Here is a 20,631-nt window from a genome sequence, read left to right on the forward strand (position 1 = left end):
CAAAAACACTACCTTTGACCGCGATTACAGCGGGTTGAGAAAGCTCACGCAGGTCAAGTACAAGATGTAGTAGGTCGAGTTTTTCACCTAAATCGAATGTTTTTGTCCGCCGATGTCGATACCAGACGACTTGCTTTGGTGGCGCAATCTTCCTTTCGGAACACTCGAAAAACATGATCTGGCGGAAGGTATCAAAGTGGGGGTCATTGACAGCCCTGCAAGGCGCTGCCCTTCCCTTCAACATGTAGAAATGTACGACATTGAGGGTCGGCCAATCAACGAAGACACTCTGGGCACCAATTCGCACGGGCTTCGAGTGAGCGCAATAATTGGCGAACGAGGTCAGACCGAAGAACGAAGAGGCATTGCGCCGCTTGCTAACGTTACATTAATCGACGTCACTGATGATGATGTGAAAGATGAATGGGATTATTCAAAGATCGCACCAGCCATCCAAATATTAGTCGATGAATTTGATGTTGACATTATCAATATTTCTGGTGGGTGCACAGTTTTTCCGGACGATCCAAGATTTGAAGATGCATCATTATTCTTTGCTGAGGCTTTAGACTATGCTGCCGCGCGCGGTGTGATCGTGGTTGCGGCAACAGGTAATGACCCATCGGCACCTGTGGCCCTACCAGCACGGCTTGACGATGCCGTGGGTGTTGGAGCAATCGGATTGGCAAGCTTGGCACCAACGAAAACTAGGACTAAAGCCTATGAAGCTTGGGCTCTGGACTCCGCAGGCTGTACAGGAACACTGAATCAGCATACGCTGTACCACTTCAAGGATACCTCATTCGGGGATGGCCTTGACATGGTTGGACCAGGTATCGGTGTCGTGATGACATTTGAAGATGGAAGTTTTGTTGAATACGATGGAACTTCTTACGCGGCTCCCTACGTTACTGCTGTGGCAGCATGTGGTCTGTCGCTAACCAAGTTCGAGCCAGACTTGCGGGGAAGACCAAAGAGAGATATGCGCAAAAGTCACATTGAACTACTGTGCGTCGACCTTGGGATGAGCTTGGATCGACAAGGGCTTGGAATACCTGTATTAATGAGCAACGTGGGCGGCAAAGCGTGCTAGAGAGAGATATAATGAAGATCACAGTCGCTTTGAACAGTGAGGCCGCAACGTCAGGCGAGATCCAAAATCTAGGCGATTTGGTAAAAGATGACGAAGTGAGGGTACTGAAGATTTTTGGGCGCGGACGATTTGCTAACATTGAAGCTTCTCAGGACGCTTACATTCGTTTGAAAACGCGTATTGGACATGTCTGCGTGTTTACTCCCGCGTTGAAAGCTAAGCCTTTTTAAACGATTTTCACAACAGTCGTTCTGCACTCAACCGCTCCAGGCACTCGTCCAGCGACTTCCACGCCCTTGCAATCAACACGTCGATCTCCTCGCGGGAGATCACCAGCGGCGGGGAGATGATCATGCGGTCTCCGACGTGGCGCATGACGAGGTTGTTGGCGAAGCAGCGTTCGCGGCAGATGAGGCCGACGGTGCCTTCGTCGGCCTCGAACTTGGCACGGGAGGCTTTGTCGGGGGTGAGGGCGATGCTGCCCATCATGCCGACGATCTTGGCTTCGCCAACCAGCGGGTGGTCGGTGAGGGTTTCGAACATTTCCTTCAAATAGGGCGCGGTTTCCTCGCGGACCTTTGTGACGATGCCTTCCTCGTCCAATATCCGCAGGTTCTCCAACGCCACGGCACAGGCGACCGGGTGGCCGGAATAGGTGTAGCCGTGGTTGAACTCGACGGAGTTGATCACCTCAGCCACCTCGTCCGACAGGATCGAGCCGCCGATAGGCTGGTAGCCGGAGGACAGGCCCTTGGCGATGGTCATGATGTCGGGGCGGATGCCTATGGTCTGACTGCCGAACCAGTTGCCGATGCGCCCGAAGCCGCAGATCACCTCGTCCGCGATCAGCAGGATGCCGTACTTGTCCAGGATGCGCTGAATTTCGGGCCAGTAGGTCTCGGGCGGGACGATCACGCCGCCCGCACCCTGCACGGGTTCGGCGATGAAGGCCGCGACGCGGTCGGGGCCGAGGTTTTCGATGGCGGTTTCGAGTTGGCGCGCGCGTTCAAGGCCGAATTCTTCGGGCGTCATGTCGCCACCTTCAGCCCACCAGTTGGGCTGGTCGATGTGGTGGATGTCGGGGATCGGCAGGCCGCCCTGCATGTGCATGCCCTTCATCCCGCCAAGGCTCCCTGACCCGACGGACGACCCATGATACGCGTTCCAGCGCGAGATGATGATGTTCTTTTCGGGCTGGCCTTTCGCGGCCCAATAGGTACGGACAAGGCGGAGGTTGGTGTCGTTCGCCTCGGACCCCGATCCGGCGTAGAAGACGTGGTTCATGTGATCGGGCGCCAGTTCGGCGAGCTTTTGAGAGAGCGCGATCGCGGGCACGTGGGTCGTCTGGAAGAAGGTGTTGTAATAGGGCAGTTCTTCCATCTGCCGCGCCGCCACTTGCGCCAGTTCCTTGCGCCCGTACCCGATGTTCACACACCACAACCCCGCCATCGCATCGAGGATGCGGTTGCCCTCGCTGTCGGTGAGCCAGACACCCTCTGCGCGTGTGATCACCCGCGCGCCCTTCGCCGCCAGCCCGGCGCCGTGCGTAAACGGGTGCATGTGGTGCGCAGCATCCAGCGCCTGCAACTCTTCGGTGGGCATGTGATTGGTGATCGCGGCCATGGGGAGATGTCCTCTCAAACGGGTCAGCCGCAGAATATGATCAAATTATTCCAAGTCAATCGAATCGGGAGAGGCCGTCGCGGATCTGCTCCATCCCCTGCACCACATCCCCTTCCATCGCCTCTGCAGCGGCTGCAGCATCGCGCCCGGCAAGCGCCGACAGGATGTCCTTGTGCCGATCCGGAAGGTTGCGGGTGCCGAACTGCCCGCAGACGACCCGCAGCGAGGGCCCGAAGCGCAGCCACAGCCGATCCACCATTTCGGTGAGGATCGGAGCCTTGGCCAAAGCGTAGAGTTCGGCATGAAAGCGGTGGTTTTCAACGAGGTATTGCCGGACGTCGCCCCGCCGGATCGCATCGTCGAGGCGGCCATCGGTCTGGGTCAGCTGGGCGATATCAACGTCCTGCACCACCGCGACCGCGCGTCGTGCCAATTCGGGCTCGATAGCGCGACGGGCCACCAGCAATTGCTCAACGTCCTGCACCGCCAGTTCCGGAACCGCAATTCGCCGATTGCCCAGAAATGCCAGCGCGCCCTCTGCGGTCAACCGCCGCAACGCTTCACGCACCGGTGTCATGCCTACGCCAAGCGTTTCGGTCAAACCTTGTATGGTGACGGGCTGTCCCGGCTCCAGTTCCCCAAACAAAACCTGGTCGCGCAACGTGCGATAGACCACCTCGTGCGCCGGAGGACCGGCACGCCCCGATTCTGATTCAACGGCCGGACGCATATTCATTTCGCTCTCATACTTTGCCGCATCCTTGGGCAAACCGCTTCGGATACCCCGCTCACACGCAATCTTGCACGTTCTTCCGGGCCGTGAAAACATGACATCACTTGCCAGGACAGGCAACATTTGATCAAATTGGAAACCACGAAGCCGCAAGTGCTTCGGGTTCAACGGGAGACTTCCATGAAAACCCATCTGCTGACCATGACCGCAGGTGCCGCGCTGCTGGCTTCACTCGCCCATGCAGACGAAGTGCGTGTCTACAACTGGTCTGACTATATCGACGAAGACCTGCTCACGAAGTTCGAAGAGGAAACCGGGCTCGAGCTGATCTACGACGTGTTCGACAGCAACGAATTGCTCGAAACCAAGATGCTCGCCGGGGGATCCGGCTATGATGTCGTGGTGCCCACAGGCACCTTCCTGCAGCGTCAGATACAAGCGGGCGCGTTCCAGCCGCTCGACAAGTCGAAGCTGCCCAACATCGATAACCTTTGGGACGTCATTCAGGAACGGACTGCGCAATACGATCCAGGCAACGAATACTCCATCAACTACATGTGGGGCACAACGGGCATTGGTGTGAACGTCGGCAAGGTCACCGAGATCCTTGGCGCGGATGCCCCGATCGCATCGCTCGACCTCGTCTTCAATCCCGAGAATATGGAACAGCTTGCCGATTGTGGCGTGCATTTCCTGGATGCCCCGACCGAGATGATCCCGGCGGCGCTGTCCTATGTCGGGCTTGACCCGGACCGCAAGGACGAGGAAGCGCTGGCGGCGGCGGAAGAGGTTCTGCTGGCCGTCCGTCCGCACATTCAGAAGTTCCACAGCTCGGAATACATCAACGCGCTGGCGAATGGCGACATCTGCGTGGCGTTCGGCTGGTCCGGCGACATCCTGCAGGCCCGTGATCGCGCGGCCGAGGCCGATAACGGGGTCGAGATCGCCTACAACGCGCCGGTCGAGGGTGCGTTAATGTGGTTCGACCAGATGGCGATCCCGGTTGACGCGCCGAACCCCGAGGGAGCGCATGTGTTCCTCAACTTCATTCTGGACGCGCAGAACATGGCGCAGGCATCCAATTACGTCTACTACGCGAACGGCAATGAAGCGTCGAAAGAGTTTCTGATCGAAGATGTGATCGGCGACACGGCGATCTATCCGGACGAGTCGACGCTGGAAAACCTCTACACCGTCACCCCGTTCCCACCGCGTGAGCAGCGCAACCTCACCCGCATGTGGACCAAGGTAAAGTCGGGCACCTGATCGCATGTGACAAAGCCCACCCTGCACCCTGGGGTGGGTTTTTCTTTACGGATAGTTTTATGACTCAATGTGCTTTCGCACCGTGGAATGACCCCGAAGAGAAACCGCTGATCCAGTTCAGAAACGTCTCGAAGCGGTTCGGGGATTTCACAGCCATCGACGATCTGACCCAGGACATCTTCGAAAAAGAGTTCTTTGCCCTGCTGGGCCCGTCCGGCTGTGGCAAAACGACCATGATGCGGATGCTGGCCGGGTTCGATGCGCCAACCGAAGGCCAGATCCTGATCGCCGGGCAGGACATGGCCCGCGTGCCACCGAACAAGCGCGCGGTGAACATGATGTTCCAGAGCTACGCGCTGTTCCCGCATCTGACCGTGTGGGACAACATCGCCTTTGGCCTGAAACGCGAAGGCAAGGATAGCGAAACCATCAATGCGCGCGTCGACGAGATGCTGCGACTGACGCGTCTGGCAAAATTCGCCAAGCGAAAGCCGCATCAGATCTCGGGCGGTCAACGGCAACGCGTGGCGTTGGCCCGGTCCCTTGCCAAAGCACCGAAACTCCTGCTGTTGGATGAACCACTTGGCGCGCTCGACAAGAAGCTGCGGCAGGACACGCAGTTCGAGCTGATGGACATCCAGGAGAAAACCGGCACCACGTTTGTGATCGTGACGCATGATCAGGAAGAGGCCATGACAGTCGCCTCGCGCGTCGCGGTGATGGACGAAGGCCGCATCGTTCAGGTGGCCACGCCCGATCAGATCTACGAGGCACCGAACAGCGTCTACGTGGCCGATTTCATCGGCGACGTGAACATCATCTCGGGACGCGCCAAAACTCAGGGCGACAAGGTGGCGGTCCTGTGGGCGGAAGCCCAGCCGGACATTCTTGGAACCACGTCGAAATCCTTCAGCGACGGACAGGAAATCCACTTTGCCATCCGTCCCGAGAAGGTGGGCATCAGCCCGGACGAACCCGCGGATGCCCAGAACAAGATACAGGGGAAGGTGCTCGATATCGCCTATCTCGGAAATATCTCGACCTACCACGTAGAGCTTCCGACCGGCCATATCATCAAGGCTCAAACCGCCAACACCCGCCGCATCGCGCGGCGTCAGATCACCTGGGAAGACCCGGTATGGCTCAGCTGGACGGACACGGCCGGTGTCCTGTTGGAGCGCTAGCACATGCGCCGCCTGACCCTCATCGCGGTCCCGTACCTTTGGCTGATTGCGCTGTTCCTGATCCCGTTTGCGATCGTCCTGAAGATCTCGCTCTCGGATGTCGCGCTCGCGCGCCCGCCTTACATGCCCCAGCTCGACATCACCGGAGGCTGGGTCGCCATTCGCGAATTTTTCGCCGCGCTGGATTTCGAGAACTTCTGGTTTCTGACGACCGATGACCTGTACTGGAAAGCCTATCTGAGCTCACTTCAGATCGCGCTGCTCTCCACGGTTCTGACGCTTCTCGTGGGCTATCCCATCGCCTACGCCATGGCGCGCGCCGCGCCGGAATGGCGCCCGACCCTCCTGATGCTGGTGATCCTGCCCTTCTGGACCAGCTTTTTGATCCGCGTCTATGCCTGGATGGGCATCCTGTCGAACGAGGGTCTGCTCAACCAGTTCCTGCTGTGGCTCGGCGTCATCAGTGAACCGCTCACCATCCTCAACACCAACACCGCCGTGTATATCGGCATCGTCTACACATACCTGCCCTTCATGATCCTGCCAATCTACTCGGCGCTGGAACGGATGGATGACAGCCTGCTCGAAGCCGCCGAAGATCTTGGCTGCTCGCGGCTCAGCGCCTTCTGGCTGGTCACGATCCCGTTGTCGAAGAACGGCATCATCGCGGGGTGCTTTCTCGTCTTCATCCCGACGATCGGGGAATTCGTGATCCCCTCGCTTCTGGGCGGATCCGAAACGCTGATGATCGGAAAGGTCCTGTGGGAGGAGTTCTTCTCCAACCGCGACTGGCCAGTGGCTTCGGCCGTGGCGGTGATCCTGCTTCTGATCCTCGTGATCCCCATCATCCTGTTCCAGCGCAACGAACAGAAACAGCGCGAGGCCGAAGGATGATGCACCAGCCTGCTCCCTTCATCTTGCCCGTTAAACTCTGGGGGTCTGGGGGTAAAACCCCCAGCCGGTCGACCGCGACAGCGGGCGAAACCGAAAGGCGCCCAGCATGAAACGCTTCTCGTGGTTCAACGCCACCGCGCTGACGCTCGGGTTCGCGTTTCTCTACATCCCCATGATCATCCTCGTGGTCTACAGCTTCAACGCTTCCAAGCTGGTCACGGTCTGGGCCGGGTTTTCGACGCAGTGGTACGGAGAGCTGATCCGCAACGAAGAGTTCCTGAACGCGGCATGGGTCACGATCAAGGTGGCGGTGATTTCCTCCACCATCGCGACGGTTCTGGGAACCATGGGCGCATATGTTTTGGTCCGCGCAGGTCGCTTTTCCGGCCGCACGCTCTTTTCCGGCATGATCTATGCGCCGCTGGTCATGCCCGAGGTGATCACCGGCCTCTCCTTGCTTTTGCTCTTCATCGGGATTGGTCTTGATCGGGGCGTTTTGACGATCGTTTTGGCGCATACGACCTTTTCAATGTGCTACGTCTCGGTGGTGGTGTCTTCGCGACTGACGACCTTCGACCAATCGCTAGAGGAAGCTGCCCTGGACCTCGGCTGTTCCCCGTTCGAGGCCTTCCGGCTGGTGACCCTGCCGATCATCGCGCCCGCGGTGATCTCTGGCTGGCTTCTGGCCTTCACGCTGTCGCTCGATGATCTCGTGATCGCGAGCTTTACCACCGGGCCGTCGGCCACCACGCTGCCCATCAAGATCTTCTCTGCGGTGCGCCTGGGCGTCAGTCCCGAGATTAACGCGCTGTCGACAATCATGATCGGGATCGTGACGGTCGGGGTCATAACGGCCTCGCTGGTGACGAAACAGGCAGCGGTGCGTCAGGCACGCGAAGAGCGGATGGCAGACCGGCCCGCATGAGGCGCATCTACGAGGATGCGGCTTACCGGACACCCGGCGCGTGCTGGTGGCGCGAGAGCGCCGCGCCTGCCGCTCTTCCACGTGTGTCGGGCGACCGGCGCACGGAGGTCGCGATCATCGGTGGCGGGTTTACCGGGCTCAATGCCGCGCTTGTGCTGGCCAATGCCGGGATCGACGCCACTGTAATCGACACCGAGCAACCCGGTTGGGGCGCGTCGGGGCGCAATGGCGGCTTTTGCTGCCTCGGCGGCTCGAAGGCGAGCGGCAAAACCATCGGCCAGATGTTCGGCACGGATCAACGAGTGCAGTGGCACAAGGCAGAGCGCGCCGCTGTCGACCATGTCGCGGCGCTGCTTTCAGATCACGGTATCGACGCAGAGACACATTCCGACGGCGAGACAGTGCTCGCCCATTCTCCGAAGGCGATGCTTGGGGTGCGGCAAGCGGCGCAAGAGGCCGAACAAACCTACGGCGTTGCGGCGGAGGTCTTTGACCGCGCAGAACTGCGCCAGCGCGGTTTGAACGGAGATTTCCATGGCGGGATGACCCTGCCGATCGGGTTTGCGCTGAACCCCGGAAAATACCACGCGGGTCTGTTGCGCGCCGTGCAAGACGCCAACTCGCAGGTCTTCGGCCAGACACCCGCAATCGCGATCAACCGCGACGGCGAGGCATGGCGCGTCGATACGCCATCGGGCAGCGTCCGCGCACAGAAGGTCATTCTCGCAACGAACGGGTATTCATCGGAAGACGTGCCCGACTGGCTCCGCGGGCGGTATCTGCCCGTGCAATCGACGATCATCGTCACCCGCCCCATCACAGCCGAGGAACAAGTCGCACAGGGCTGGACCAGTCTGCAGATGTGTTACGATAGCCGCATCCTTTTACACTATTTTCGCCTGATGCCGGATGGCCGCTTCCTGTTCGGCATGCGCGGCGGCTTGCGCGCGACGCCCACGGCGGAAGCGCAGCTTGCGCGCAAAATCCGCGCGGATTTCGCGCGGTTGTTCCCGGCCTGGCGCGATGTAGACATCAACCACGAATGGTCCGGACTGCTCTGCCTGACGCGCCGATTGACCCCCTTCGCAGGGCCTGTACCGGACATGCCGGGCGTTTTTGCAGCCTTCGGCTATCACGGCAATGGCGTAGCCATGGGAAGCTATGCGGGCGCACGGTTGGCTGATCTTGTCATGGGCCGCGCTCCTACCGGCCCGTTTCCTGACTTTCTGAGCCTGCCGCCCAGGCGGTTCCCGTTGGGGTCCAAGCGGCGGGTGTTGCCGGCCCCGGCCTATGCGGTGGCGGCGCTGTTCGACCGCTGACACTGGTTTTTTCGTGCCGGCGGAAATGCGGTTTCGAAACCGCATGCAAAAGCCAATTCGAATTGGCTTCCGCTTGTGCCGTGCATCCCCCTTCGCTATTGCATTTCCAACAAAGAATTCAGGGAGGAGCGGTCATGCTCAAGCGTCCATTCGACAAGTCGAAACTGCCCAGCCGCCATGTGACCGAAGGGCCCGAGCGCGCGCCGCACCGGTCCTACTACTATGCAATGGGGATGACCGAGGAAGAAATCCATCAGCCTCTGGTCGGTGTCGCCACCTGCTGGAACGAGGCCGCCCCGTGTAATATCGCGTTGAACCGTCAGGCACAGGCCGTGAAGATGGGCGTAAAACAAGCCTTCGGCACGCCGCGCGAATTCACCACCATCACCGTGACCGATGGCATCGCCATGGGCCACGAAGGCATGCGTTCCTCCCTCGCCTCGCGCGAAGCGATTGCCGACACCGTCGAACTGACAATGCGCGGCCACTCCTATGACGCGGTTGTCGGCCTTGCGGGGTGTGACAAATCCCTGCCCGGCATGATGATGGCCATGGTGCGCCTCAACGTGCCGTCAGTGTTCATTTACGGCGGGTCGATCCTGCCGGGCCGCGCTCCACAGGTCGACGAGATCCCCGAGGATTTCCGGAGCCGTGACCTGACCGTGCAGGACATGTTCGAAGCGGTCGGCCGTCACCAGAATAACGAAATGTCGGACAAGGCGCTCGACATGCTGGAACGCGTCGCCTGCCCCTCGGCCGGCGCCTGCGGCGGCCAGTTCACCGCGAACACCATGGCCTGCGTGTCGGAAGCGATTGGACTGGCGCTTTTCAATTCGTCCGGGATGCCAGCGCCCTACGAGTCCCGCGATGCCTACGGTGAGGCGTCGGGACGCGCGGTGATGGATTTGATCGAACAGAACATCAAGGCGCGCGATGTGGTGACGCGCAAGGCGCTCGAGAATGCAGCGCGTGTGGTGGCCTGCACCGGCGGATCCACCAACGCCGGCCTACACTTGCCCGCGATTGCCCATGAGGCGGGGATCGACTTCTTTCTGGATGATGTCTGCGAGATCTTCCGCGACACGCCTTATTTCGTCGATCTGAAGCCGGGCGGCACTTATGTCGCAAAGGATCTCTACGATGCGGGTGGCATTCCGGTGGTAATGAAGGAACTGCGCAAAGCTGGCCTCATCCACGAGGATTGCATCACAGCCTCGACCCGCACCATCGGCGAGGAACTGGACCTGATCGAACGCACGGCGGATGGCAAGGTCATCTACCCGATTGAAAACCCGATCACCAAGACCGGCGGCGTTGTCGGACTCAAGGGCAACCTTGCCCCTGAAGGGGCCATCGTGAAAGTCGCGGGCATCCCGGCAGAGGGCCAGGTCTTTACCGGCCCTGCCCGCGTTTTCGAATGCGAGGAAGACGCCTTTGCCGCCGTCAAGGCGCGCGCCTACAAGGAAGGCGAGGTCATTGTCATCCGCAACGAGGGGCCCGCAGGCGGTCCGGGGATGCGCGAGATGTTGTCAACCACAGCAGCCCTGTCCGGTCAGGGCATGGGCAAGAAAGTGGCGCTGATCACCGATGGCCGGTTCTCGGGCGCGACCCGGGGCTTCTGCGTGGGTCACGTCGGCCCGGAAGCGGCGCAGGGTGGCCCGATTGCGCTTTTGAAAGACGGCGACATGATCACCATCAACGCGGTTGACGGGGTTCTGTCGGTCGATCTGTCGGATGCGGAATTGGCCCAACGCAAGGCCGATTGGTCCGGTCCGCGCGAGACGATCTACACCTCCGGTGCGATCTGGAAATTCGCAAAGCTCGTCGGACCGACCTACAAGGGCGCGGTCACCCATCCGGGTGCCGAAGGTGAAAAGCACCAGTATTCGGACCTGTGATCCGCAAGACGAAACTCTGGGCTACGCTTGCCGGCGCGGCCCTTCTCGCCGGGTGCGATGCAACCGGCACTGGCGGCAGCCTGTCGTTTCTCGATGCATCAACCGATCCCGCCAATTTCGCCGCAGCTAGTGCACAGCTCGCGGGTGGCGCTATCGTGGTCTCCGGACCTGACGGGTACTGCGTCGATGCCAGTACACTGCGCGCGACACGCGTCGGCGGCTTTGCGGCGGTGGCGAGCTGCAACATCCTGTCGGGTGGTGAAACCGGACCCATTGTCGAACCCGTGTTGGTCACGGTGACCGTGAGCCGTGCGACAGGGCCGGCTCCTGAACCGTCGGATCTTGCCCGCGCGTTGGGAACCGAACTTCTGTCCAACCGCGAGATGAGCGCAATCATCGCGGGCCGAATGGCGTCTGGCGGCGAAACGGCGTTTCAGGGGAGCGACCCACGGCACTGGCGCGGCGCATTCACACTAGGCCCTCACATGATCGGTCTTGCGCTCTATGCCCCTCAGGGCAGCCCGCTTGTGGGTGCCCAGGGAGCCGCGTTTCTGAACACCGTTTCTTCACGTATCCGCGCTAATTCCGCACCGGCAGAACAAAGTGCAGAACAGTCGCAGACTACACCAGATCCCATTACGGCGGGACTTGGTCGTTTATTTGGACGCGGTGATCTGCAATAAGGGCTATAACCGATCATCAAGGATCGGAGCGACACATGGAAAAGCGAGCAGCTGATGTCGGAGATGAAACCCGGACTGCTTGATCGCGTGATCGAGCAATCGGCCCTGCGTCGGTTCAGACGGTGGGCCGAAACCGCCAGTACGGCCCCCTTGCGCGAATTGCGTCGCAACAGGGCGTCGGCGCGGCAACTGAAATATCACCTCGATGAATTGATCCACGTTGCGGACAACCGTCTCGCCCTGCCGGTCATCGGCAATCAGGCGGTGCCGGTGCCTTACGACGCCGATTGGTCCTGGCGACCCGAGCTGTGGTGCGGCCCGCTACCGGTCAAAGGGATTTCCTCGGTCGAAAGCAAATCCATGCTGGGCCGTGAAGTCACCTTGTTCCACGACTGCGCGAAATCGGAACTGACACTTCGTCAACTGCGGAACACCAGTGAGCGCGATCTTGCGCCGTTCGGATTGCGGCTCGATGTGTTCCGGTTCGACGGGTCCTACCTGTCGCTCGTCATCGACCTGCCTGTCGACGCGACGCATGAATTGAAACGGAAACACCTGATCCGCATGGACGCGATTGTCGAACTTGAGCGCCCGCTCGAGATCTTCGCGAGGCTCAATGTCCAGCATGGGCCCAACACCGAGCAGATTGTGCGGGAACTCCCGCTGACGGATCGCGATCTCGTTGTGGAGTTTGACCTTGCCTACACCAAGCTGAATGAAAAGCGGGTCGAGAAGATCTGGATCGACCTCATCTTCGAGAACCCGGAGATGAGCCAGGTTATCCTGCGCGACCTGTATTTCAGCCGCCGCCCGCGGGCCGAGCTTTGAGGAGATCGTCATGACGGCCTATTCCCTGTCGAAATCCCGTTTCTTCGAAGGTGTCTGGGAAGGCGTGATCGCCGGAGATGCCGACGATGCGCCCAAGCCTCAGGTGGACGTTCGGGTCCACGACGTGCCCGTACCGGACGTCGTGATAGAACCGCTCGAAGACCCGGCGTCCTGGCTTTTGAAAGTTCCGGTCCCGGCAAACATGATCGCAGATGGTGTCCATACCTTCGTCATCTCAGAGGCCGCCATCGGTCAGCCTTTGGGTGATTTTTCGATCATCGCAGGCGATGCGGCGGGCGAAGATATCCGTGCGGAAATCTCGCTTCTGCGGGCAGAGCTGGATATGCTCAAACGGTCCTTCCGGCGTCACTGTCGCGAAACGGCGTAACAGGACTCGCTGCGCACACTTCGTCATGTCCCGGGACGGCATCCTGCGCTGACTGCGAAGAGTACGGTAACGTGGCGCAACAGCAAAAACTGGCGGAGACCTGCGCTGCAGATGGCGACCTTCCCGATCTGTTTTATAGCCGCTTTCGCCGAAATCGCAGGGTCCTTCGCGTTATGAGCTTGGTACAGTCTGGGCCACTCGCCGCTTTGGCTACTGTCGGGCATGGCACTTTTTGGGCTGTGCGCATGGCTCCTGACGCCAAGCTCCGCGGAACTGGCGGGACGGGCGTTTGCGGCTTACGGCGGCGTCGATATCGCGGCATCACTTCTGGGGTTGCGCCTTGTCGAGAGTTAGCGTCCTGACACTTGGGATACGTTAGGTGGGATCATGTGCCTGGCGGGAGCCGCCGTCATCCTGCTCGCGCCACGCGCCGTGGAAATGCCTCACGGCTCGGCACAGTTTTGCCCATTCAATTTCAAAGAAAAGTAACAATTGCCGCGTTAAGCCGGTGGCATGGCGACTTACGATTACCCCGGATATGACGACGATCAAATCACCTGGCCCGGCGGGACGGTCTCGAACGGGGACACGATCACCTTCACGCAACCCGCCGACCATCTGATCCAGATTACCGATGACGACACGCGGCTGCAGGATGGCACCGACGACCGGGATGATGAAGACGGCAATCAGACCGCTGTGGTTTATGACGAATTCGGCGCGGTCGAGACGTCCGGTCAAGTACAGCCTCGCGATGAGATCACGCTGACGGACGGCACGAATACTTTCTTCATGACCGAAATTTTCATCGCCGCGACGAATTCGTATTACTACATCTTCCACGATCCGGCGCCCCAGCTTGGCGTCCAGTACACCGTCACCAGCGTGACAAACCCGAACACAACGGATTACTCCGAACTGTCGACGACGGGCGTGGCGTGTTTCACGGCGGGGACACGCATTTCAACACCATCCGGTGACCGGCGGATCGAAACGCTTCGCAGCGGCGACATGGTGACAACGCTGGACCGCGGGGCACAACCGATCCTCTGGATCGGTCAACGCTGGGTGAGCTGGCGCGAAATGCGGCACCAACGGGGACTACGGCCCTTTCTCGTCCGCGCGCATAGCTTTGGGCCCGGACGCCCGTCGACCGACACCAGGTTCTCTCGCCAGCACCGCGTCCTGTTGAACGATCCGGACCTGGCGGGTGTCACTATCGACCCCGGTGGCGCGCTTGCCTCCGTGCATACGCTTACGGCGCTACCGGGAATTGAGGAACAGTGCCCGATGGCAGGCATCACGTATTTCCACATCCTTACCGAGGCGCATAATCTGGTTCTGTCAAACGGTCTGGCGACAGAGACCCTGTTGCTCACCGCGTACAGCAAAGGACTGACGCTGCGCGAGGCCGACGTGATCATTGGCGTCCCACCTGAGTTCTGCATGACCGAAATGCGCCCCGCCCGTGCGATCCTCAAGAACCAAACCGCACGCGAGTTCGGGGCGAAACTGGGACAGACTCAACGTGTTCGGGATGCCGCCCCTGCGCTTTAGGCAAACGCGTTCGTGGCGGGATTGAGCGGCTCACAACCGCAGGCACCACGCAAGACAGATGAACCTACCCACCCATCCGCGCATGAAGCTCTATGGGCGCGATCAGGCCAGTCTCCACGTTCTTGACCATGTGCCGCACTTTGACCGCCGTGTCCGCCCCCATGACAAGATGAAGCCCAAGGGGTGGAGGGCCGTCAGCCTGCTTTTGTGCCGTGGCGAGGTCCGCGAAAAACTGCTTTGCGAACGCCGTTCGGTCGATGCGATCCACGATGTCGAACCCGACTGATTTCAATGCGGCTTCATACGTTTCCGGTGAAGCCAGTGCGCTAAGCTCCGGCCTCGCCGCCCAAGGAACCGGGAAGTCCATCTGCCCATCCCGAACCTGCATAACGTCGTAAATTGCAAAACTCCCGTTTGGCTTCAGAACCCGCCGCACTTCGGTCGCCAAGGCCGTTTTGTCGGCAATATTCATGCCGACATGGATCATGTATGCCGCGTCAATCGATGCCGTATCGAGCGGCAGATCAAGCACACTGCCCTCAAGAAACCGTACGCGGTCCGTCAATCCCGCCCACTCCGTCAACACTCGGGCGGTTTCGACGAATTCCGGTGTCAGATCGATACCTGTGACGTGCGCACCGGTGGTGGACGCAACAAAGCGCGCCGGTCCCCCAAGTCCGCTACCAAGGTCGAGCACCTGATCGCCCTCGCGCAACTGAAGAGCCTGCACAAACGGTACGGTCGCACGTCGTCCGCCGATATGAAATTCATCGACGGGCGCCAAAGCGTCGGGTGACAATGGTGGTGTCAAATCCAGCGCGGCGCATCCATCCGAGATACGTTTGAGCAAATGGCCAGAATGATAGTGTTCCGCGATGTCTTGCAGGTTGGTCATGGCAAATCCCTTGGGCGGAGCTAGAAGAGTACATCAAAGCCACGGAGAAGTCATTGTTGTTCCGCTTTGACGCACTTCGGCAACGCGCCAGACGCATGTTCGACTCATTAGCCTCAATCGAAGCAGTGACCATCTGCCCCTGTTCAAAGGGGCGTCCTGCACATAGCTTCACAGGATGTCCTGGTCTTATTCCCTCGGCCACCTCTTCGGCTCCGAATTGCGCGTCCACGCGACGTTTTTCCTTTTGTTGGCCTGGATCGGCACGGCCGCCTGGCTGTCAGGCGGTCCCGCCGATGCGGTGGTGAACATTGCCTTCGTGTTGGCGCTGTTTGCCTGCGTCGTCGCGCACGAGTTCGGTCACGCTCTGATGGCCCGGCGCTTTGGCATACGCACCCCGGACATCACGCTTCTGCCCATCGGCGGGATGGCGCGGCTGGAACGGATCCCGGAAAAGCCATCGCAGGAAATCGCGGTCGCACTTGCAGGTCCGGCGGTGAATGTCGTGATCTGGGCTTTTCTCACTATCCTTTTGGGCGTCGAGACGAACCTTGCCGCGCTGGGCGAGATCGAAGAACCGGGCAGCGGTTTCTTCGCGCGCCTCGCTGCGGTGAACCTGTTCCTGGTGGTCTTCAACATGATCCCGGCCTTTCCCATGGATGGCGGGCGGGTTTTGCGTGCGACACTCGCAATCTCGCTCGGACGCGTCAGGGCGACACGGTATGCCGCGCTTGCCGGACAGGGCATCGCCTTTCTCTTCGGGTTCCTGGGCCTGACCACCGGCAATCCGCTCCTCATCCTCATCGCGATCTTTGTCTTCATGGCGGCGATTGCAGAAAGCTCGGATGTAGAGCTTCACGATCTCGCGCGGGGTTACGTTGCCCGTGACGTGATGATCACGTCTTATGAGGCGCTGCCCCCCAGCGCGTCCTTGCAATCGGCCGCCACGGCGCTCTTGCGCACAACACAGGCAGAGTTTCCCGTGATCACTCCGGACGGCACGCTTGCCGGTTTTCTCACCAAGGCCGAGATCTCAAGCCGCGCTTTGGCGGACCAGATGTCGATGTCAGTCTCCGCCGCGATGATCACCGACATCCCCTCAGTCGCGCTCCAGGCGCCGATGGAAGATGTGCTTGATGCGCTCCAGCACGCCCATGTTCCGGCGGTCGCCGTCACGGACAAGGCCGGGAATTTCCTTGGATACGTCACCCGCGAAAACGTTGGCGAATGGGCGATCCTTTACAAACGGAAATAAGCACACCGGGAGACAGGGCTACTGCAACTGGAACCGGTCCCACAGACCGTCAGTCCGCTCTCTGAGCAGATACAGGTAGGGCAGCGCGTCCCAACACATGACCTCATCTTCGAGGTTATCGAGCACAAACGTGCCAATGCTTGTTTCGACCAGCAAAACAGCATGCGGGAAAAGCTGCACCTGATGCACGGCAATTCCGCAGGTCAGCGCAGCACTGGGCACACCTAGATCGATCAATCGGCGCCGTTTCTCGAGAACGAAGTCCTCGCAGTCTCCAACGCCCTCGACAGGAAAATCCCAGCGCTCCTCAACGCCTAGCCGCTCTTGATCGGGAACAAATCTGATCTCGCGATTCACCTCCGCGTTGATCGCGGACAAGCTGTCGTAAAGGGCATCGGTCCACTCGATGACGTCCTCGCCATCAAGGACACAGGCGTCAGGCACCTTGTCGCAAAACGTCTGGTAAGGCCCCGGCGCGGTTTCCACACCGGCAATCGGCAAGAACCGCATCGACATGCATCGCGGCGCGTCTGACTGTGCCACCGATCCAAGGCAGACCACGCCCGCCGCCAAAACCATCTGCAATGAACGCGTTCGCGCAGTCATTTCGTTGCCTTTCATCGACCAGCATCGCACGGAACCCTGTTCAGGGATACCCGTCGCGCCTTCGCATCGCCGGCGACGCGGATTGACGTTCGGTGATGGCAGGGGCAGTGTTGCGGCAATCCTGACCCGGAGAACCTATGTCCCCTGTGCGCGGCATGGTGCTGAAGCTCAGCGCTGTCTTGCTTTTCGTCATCATGGCGTCGCTGATCAAGGCCAGCGCGGATGTGGTACCGCCGGGCGAGGCAGTTTTCTTCCGGTCATTCTTTGCCCTTCCCGTAATCCTCGGCTGGCTTGCCCTTCGGCACGAACTGGCGACGGGTCTGCGGACCAGAAACCCCATGGGTCATCTGTGGCGCGGCATGTTCGGGGTCAGCGCGATGGGCTGCGGCTTTGCGGCGCTTGGGCTTTTGCCACTGCCCGAAGTCACCGTTCTTGGGTACGCCGCGCCGATCCTGACCGTGATTTTTGCCGCGATCCTGCTGGGCGAACGCATCCGGCTGATCCGGATTTCCGCTGTCATCATGGGGCTTGTCGGCGTGGTGATCGTGATGTTGCCGCAACTCGGGAACGAAGACCTAGGAACCGCGGCACGCTGGGGCGTGGGGCTGGTGCTGGCCTCGGCGACGCTGCGCGCGCTGGCACATGTGCACATTCGCAAGCTGGTCCAGCATGAAACCACCTCTGCCGTGGTATTCTACTTCGCCGTGACCGCATCCTGCTTTGCGCTGCTGACCGCACCCTTTGGATGGGTCGTACCTGACCCCGTTACCGCGGCCCAACTCGTCGGTGCAGGGCTCGTCGGTGGGGTGGCGCAAATCCTTCTGACCTCTAGTTACCGCCACGCCGAAGCCGCGTTCCTCGCGCCTTTCGACTACGCATCGATCCTTTTCGCACTCGTGATCGGCTATACGATTTTCGATGAAATCCCCACGTCGCAGACGGTTATCGGCTCTGTGGTCATCATCGCCGCCGGTGTGCTCATCATCTGGCGCGAACGCCAGTTGGGCATGAAACGTGGACCCGCGCGGTCAAACCTCACACCGCAGGGCTGATTGCATTTCCCGCTGGTCAGGCTTAGATCACGAGCAGTCAAGACAGGGTGACGGGAGCCGCACTGCATGAACTGGATCACCAACTACGTCCGTCCCCGGATCAACTCGATCTTTTCCCGCCGCGAGATCCCGGAGAACCTCTGGGTCAAATGCGATGAATGCGGCACGATGCTCTTCCATCGCGAGATGTCGGACAATCTGAACGTCTGCTCGAACTGTGGACACCACATGGTGATCACACCGAGAGAACGGTTTCACGGGCTGTTCGACGGTGGCATCTTCTCCGAGGTAGACGTCCCCGAACCAGTCGCCGACCCGCTGCATTTCCGAGATCAGAAGAAATACCCAGACCGCCTGAAAGGCGCGCAGAAAGCCACCGGACAGAAAGAGGCGATGCTGGTTGCAACGGGTGAGATCGGCCGCACGCCAGTGGTCGCCGCCGCTCAGGATTTCGGCTTCATGGCCGGGTCCATGGGGATGTATGTCGGTAACGCGATCATCGCAGCGGCGCAAAAGGCGATTGAGCTCAAACGCCCGCTCATCCTATTCTCTGCCGCTGGCGGCGCGCGGATGCAGGAGGGCATCCTGAGCCTCATGCAGATGCCCCGCACCACCGTCGCCGTGCAAATGCTCAAGGAAGCCGGGCTGCCCTATATCGTGGTCCTGACCCATCCGACCACCGGTGGCGTCACCGCGTCCTACGCGATGCTGGGCGACATTCAGATCGCCGAACCCGGCGCGCTGATCTGTTTCGCTGGGCCACGCGTGATCGAACAGACGATCCGTGAAAAGCTGCCCGAAGGCTTCCAGCGCGCGGAATACCTGCTCGAACACGGGATGCTCGACCGAGTCACCGACCGCCGCAAGATGCGCGAGGAACTTGTGTCAATCGTGCGCATGCTGATGCACCTGCCGCCACCCGTGGCCGGTGACCTGCCTGCTCCGGGCCCGACGGATACGGCACCTGCGACGCCCGAACAACCGGAGGCAGACAAGACAGCGTGACCAAAACCGTTGGTTCCGACGTCATCCTGAACCGGATGATGGCGCTTCATCCCAAGATCATCGATCTGACGCTCGACCGCGTGTGGAACTTGCTTGCCGCACTGGACCACCCCGAGAAACAGTTGCCACCCGTCATCCACATCGCCGGCACCAACGGCAAGGGATCGACCCAGGCCATGATCCGCGCCGGACTGGAAGCGGCGGGTCACAGCGTTCACGCCTACACTTCTCCGCACCTTGCTCGGTTTCACGAACGCATCCGGCTTGCAGGCACGCTCATTACAGAAGCGCACCTGACCGAGGTCCTGGACGAATGCTACGCCGCCAATGACGGTGCCAACATCACCTATTTCGAAATCACCACCTGCGCCGCGCTTCTGGCCTTCGCAAGAACACCGGCGGACTACACACTGCTCGAGGTCGGTCTGGGCGGACGGTTGGATGCCACCAATGTCATTGAGACCCCAGCCCTGACCGTCATCACGCCCGTGTCGATGGATCATGAATCGTACCTCGGCGATACGATTGCCAAGATCGCCGGCGAAAAGGCAGGGATCATCAAACGCGGTGTGCCCTGCATTGTCGGGGCGCAGCAGCCCGACGCGCTGGATGTCATCGAAGACCGCGCCGCCCGCCTGGGCGCTCCACTTCTGGCGTATGGGCAGCAGTGGCATGTCGGCGAAGAGCGTGGGCGCCTTATCTATCAGGACGATTTCGGCCTGCTGGATTTGGACCTGCCGAACCTTCCCGGGGCGCATCAGATCGAGAACGCGGGCATGGCGTTGGCCGCGCTCCGGCACCTCGCCATGCCAGAGACCGCCTTCGACGGGGCGGTTACGCGCGCAGAATGGCCCGCCCGCATGCAGCACCTACAGAACACATCGCTCAACGCGCTGGCCCCGGATGCGGATCTCTGGCTGGACGGTGGCCACAATCCGGCCGCCGGTCAGGCGCTGGCCAAACACCTCAAGTCACTGCCCAAGCGGCCGACCGTCCTGATCTGCGGAATGCTGAACACCAAGGATGTGCGCGGCTACCTCGCGCCATTGGCCGAAACCGCGGACGGGCTGATCGCCGTGTCGATCCCGGGAGAGACTGCGACGCTGTCCGCAGCCGATACTGCCAAGGCAGCGTCAGACGTCGGCATGACGGCAGGGACTGCCGACACAGTGGAAGACGCCTTGCGCGATATCGCGGTCACTGCTCCGCAAGCGCGCGTATTGATTTGCGGATCGCTGTATCTCGCGGGACATGTGTTGCGCACGATCACCTGAGACAGCCTAGAACGCAGCGCTTTATATTGACGAAAACCCAGCAGGCCGCCTATATATCGCGGTCATAAAGAGCAGTATCCGCTCAAGCGGAACAAATGGGTGAACGCATGGTGCCAGTTTTTCGCGCAGTCGGTTTGACTGTGGCTCTCGCAGGGA

General features: G+C 60.4%; 21 protein-coding genes and 1 pseudogene. 17 read left to right on the plus strand and 5 right to left on the minus strand.

Annotation, left to right across the window (positions count from 1 at the left end; genetic code table 11):
- A partial coding sequence (locus tag BUA42_RS21320; RefSeq protein WP_218588629.1) for a hypothetical protein occupies positions 1-244 on the minus strand: 244 nt, incomplete at its 3' end.
- On the opposite strand from BUA42_RS21320, the gene BUA42_RS09470 reads away from it, so the two are divergent.
- Both BUA42_RS09470 and BUA42_RS09475 read left to right on the plus strand, forming a co-directional pair.
- Positions 197-1,093, plus strand: a complete 897-nt coding sequence (locus BUA42_RS09470; RefSeq protein WP_245819006.1) for a S8 family peptidase — start codon at positions 197-199, stop codon at positions 1,091-1,093. The two genes, BUA42_RS21320 and BUA42_RS09470, sit on opposite strands and share 48 nt — an antisense overlap.
- 11 nt (positions 1,094-1,104) lie before the next feature.
- Complete coding sequence (locus tag BUA42_RS09475; RefSeq protein ID WP_072777520.1) at positions 1,105-1,323, plus strand: hypothetical protein; 219 nt, start codon at positions 1,105-1,107, stop codon at positions 1,321-1,323.
- A 7-nt stretch (positions 1,324-1,330) separates the two neighbouring features.
- Here BUA42_RS09475 and BUA42_RS09480 read toward each other — a convergent pair whose 3' ends face one another.
- Together BUA42_RS09480 and BUA42_RS09485 are read right to left on the minus strand one after the other, a co-directional pair.
- Positions 1,331-2,716: an aspartate aminotransferase family protein gene (locus BUA42_RS09480; RefSeq protein WP_072777521.1), complete on the minus strand. Its 1,386-nt coding sequence runs from the start codon at positions 2,714-2,716 to the stop codon at positions 1,331-1,333.
- A gap of 55 nt (positions 2,717-2,771) precedes the next feature.
- On the minus strand, positions 2,772-3,446 hold the full coding sequence (locus BUA42_RS09485; protein ID WP_072778369.1) for a GntR family transcriptional regulator: 675 nt from the start codon (positions 3,444-3,446) through the stop codon (positions 2,772-2,774).
- 183 nt (positions 3,447-3,629) lie between these two features.
- Here BUA42_RS09485 and BUA42_RS09490 point away from each other — a divergent pair, with 183 nt between their 5' ends.
- The 11 genes and pseudogenes from BUA42_RS09490 (at position 3,630) to BUA42_RS09540 (ending at position 14,391) form a co-directional block, all read left to right on the plus strand.
- Positions 3,630-4,715, plus strand: coding sequence for a polyamine ABC transporter substrate-binding protein (locus BUA42_RS09490; protein WP_072777522.1), 1,086 nt, complete (start codon positions 3,630-3,632; stop codon positions 4,713-4,715).
- Between the two features lie 59 nt (positions 4,716-4,774).
- Positions 4,775-5,899 carry an ABC transporter ATP-binding protein gene (locus BUA42_RS09495; protein WP_072777523.1) on the plus strand — a complete coding sequence of 375 codons (1,125 nt, stop codon included), beginning with the start codon at positions 4,775-4,777 and terminating at the stop codon, positions 5,897-5,899.
- 3 nt (positions 5,900-5,902) lie between these two features.
- On the plus strand, positions 5,903-6,793 hold the full coding sequence (locus BUA42_RS09500; RefSeq protein WP_072777524.1) for an ABC transporter permease subunit: 891 nt from the start codon (positions 5,903-5,905) through the stop codon (positions 6,791-6,793).
- Between the two features lie 106 nt (positions 6,794-6,899).
- Positions 6,900-7,718: an ABC transporter permease gene (locus tag BUA42_RS09505; RefSeq protein ID WP_072777525.1), complete on the plus strand. Its 819-nt coding sequence runs from the start codon at positions 6,900-6,902 to the stop codon at positions 7,716-7,718.
- Positions 7,715-9,037, plus strand: coding sequence for an NAD(P)/FAD-dependent oxidoreductase (locus BUA42_RS09510; protein ID WP_072777526.1), 1,323 nt, complete (start codon positions 7,715-7,717; stop codon positions 9,035-9,037). Before BUA42_RS09505 ends, BUA42_RS09510 begins: the two co-directional genes overlap by 4 nt.
- Before the next feature lie 134 nt (positions 9,038-9,171).
- Complete coding sequence (gene ilvD / locus BUA42_RS09515) at positions 9,172-10,935, plus strand: dihydroxy-acid dehydratase (RefSeq protein WP_072777527.1); 1,764 nt, start codon at positions 9,172-9,174, stop codon at positions 10,933-10,935.
- Positions 10,932-11,618 (plus strand): hypothetical protein, encoded by a 687-nt coding sequence (locus BUA42_RS09520; RefSeq protein ID WP_072777528.1) that lies wholly within the window; start codon positions 10,932-10,934, stop codon positions 11,616-11,618. Before ilvD ends, BUA42_RS09520 begins: the two co-directional genes overlap by 4 nt.
- A 54-nt stretch (positions 11,619-11,672) precedes the next feature.
- Positions 11,673-12,446: a DUF6478 family protein gene (locus tag BUA42_RS09525; protein WP_178346887.1), complete on the plus strand. Its 774-nt coding sequence runs from the start codon at positions 11,673-11,675 to the stop codon at positions 12,444-12,446.
- Positions 12,447-12,456: 10 nt separating this feature from the next.
- Complete coding sequence (locus tag BUA42_RS09530) at positions 12,457-12,834, plus strand: hypothetical protein (protein ID WP_072777529.1); 378 nt, start codon at positions 12,457-12,459, stop codon at positions 12,832-12,834.
- A gap of 111 nt (positions 12,835-12,945) precedes the next feature.
- Positions 12,946-13,323: pseudogene (locus BUA42_RS09535) on the plus strand (YnfA family protein).
- A 24-nt stretch (positions 13,324-13,347) separates the two neighbouring features.
- Positions 13,348-14,391: a Hint domain-containing protein gene (locus BUA42_RS09540; RefSeq protein WP_072777530.1), complete on the plus strand. Its 1,044-nt coding sequence runs from the start codon at positions 13,348-13,350 to the stop codon at positions 14,389-14,391.
- 64 nt (positions 14,392-14,455) lie between these two features.
- Here the strand turns inward: BUA42_RS09540 and BUA42_RS09545 are convergent, their stop codons facing one another.
- A complete protein-coding gene (locus tag BUA42_RS09545; RefSeq protein WP_072777531.1) occupies positions 14,456-15,286 on the minus strand; it encodes a class I SAM-dependent methyltransferase in 831 nt (276 codons plus the stop codon).
- A 175-nt stretch (positions 15,287-15,461) separates the two neighbouring features.
- Here BUA42_RS09545 and BUA42_RS09550 point away from each other — a divergent pair, with 175 nt between their 5' ends.
- Entirely contained in the window at positions 15,462-16,538 is a 1,077-nt protein-coding gene (locus BUA42_RS09550) for a site-2 protease family protein (RefSeq protein ID WP_072777532.1), read from the plus strand.
- An 18-nt stretch (positions 16,539-16,556) separates the two neighbouring features.
- On the opposite strand, the gene BUA42_RS09555 is transcribed toward BUA42_RS09550, so the two are convergent.
- Complete coding sequence (locus BUA42_RS09555; protein ID WP_072777533.1) at positions 16,557-17,159, minus strand: transglutaminase-like cysteine peptidase; 603 nt, start codon at positions 17,157-17,159, stop codon at positions 16,557-16,559.
- Between the two features lie 122 nt (positions 17,160-17,281).
- Here BUA42_RS09555 and BUA42_RS09560 point away from each other — a divergent pair, with 122 nt between their 5' ends.
- The 3 genes from BUA42_RS09560 to BUA42_RS09570 all read left to right on the plus strand — a co-directional run bounded on the left by BUA42_RS09560 (position 17,282) and on the right by BUA42_RS09570 (position 20,475).
- On the plus strand, positions 17,282-18,196 hold the full coding sequence (locus BUA42_RS09560; RefSeq protein WP_072777534.1) for a DMT family transporter: 915 nt from the start codon (positions 17,282-17,284) through the stop codon (positions 18,194-18,196).
- A 66-nt stretch (positions 18,197-18,262) separates the two neighbouring features.
- Positions 18,263-19,201 (plus strand): acetyl-CoA carboxylase, carboxyltransferase subunit beta, encoded by a 939-nt coding sequence (accD, locus tag BUA42_RS09565; RefSeq protein ID WP_072777535.1) that lies wholly within the window; start codon positions 18,263-18,265, stop codon positions 19,199-19,201.
- 35 nt (positions 19,202-19,236) lie between these two features.
- Positions 19,237-20,475, plus strand: coding sequence for a bifunctional folylpolyglutamate synthase/dihydrofolate synthase (locus BUA42_RS09570; RefSeq protein WP_072778373.1), 1,239 nt, complete (start codon positions 19,237-19,239; stop codon positions 20,473-20,475).
- Positions 20,476-20,631 lie beyond the last annotated feature (156 nt).

Source organism: Marivita hallyeonensis, assembly GCF_900129875.1.
Lineage (GTDB): Bacteria > Pseudomonadota > Alphaproteobacteria > Rhodobacterales > Rhodobacteraceae > Marivita > Marivita hallyeonensis.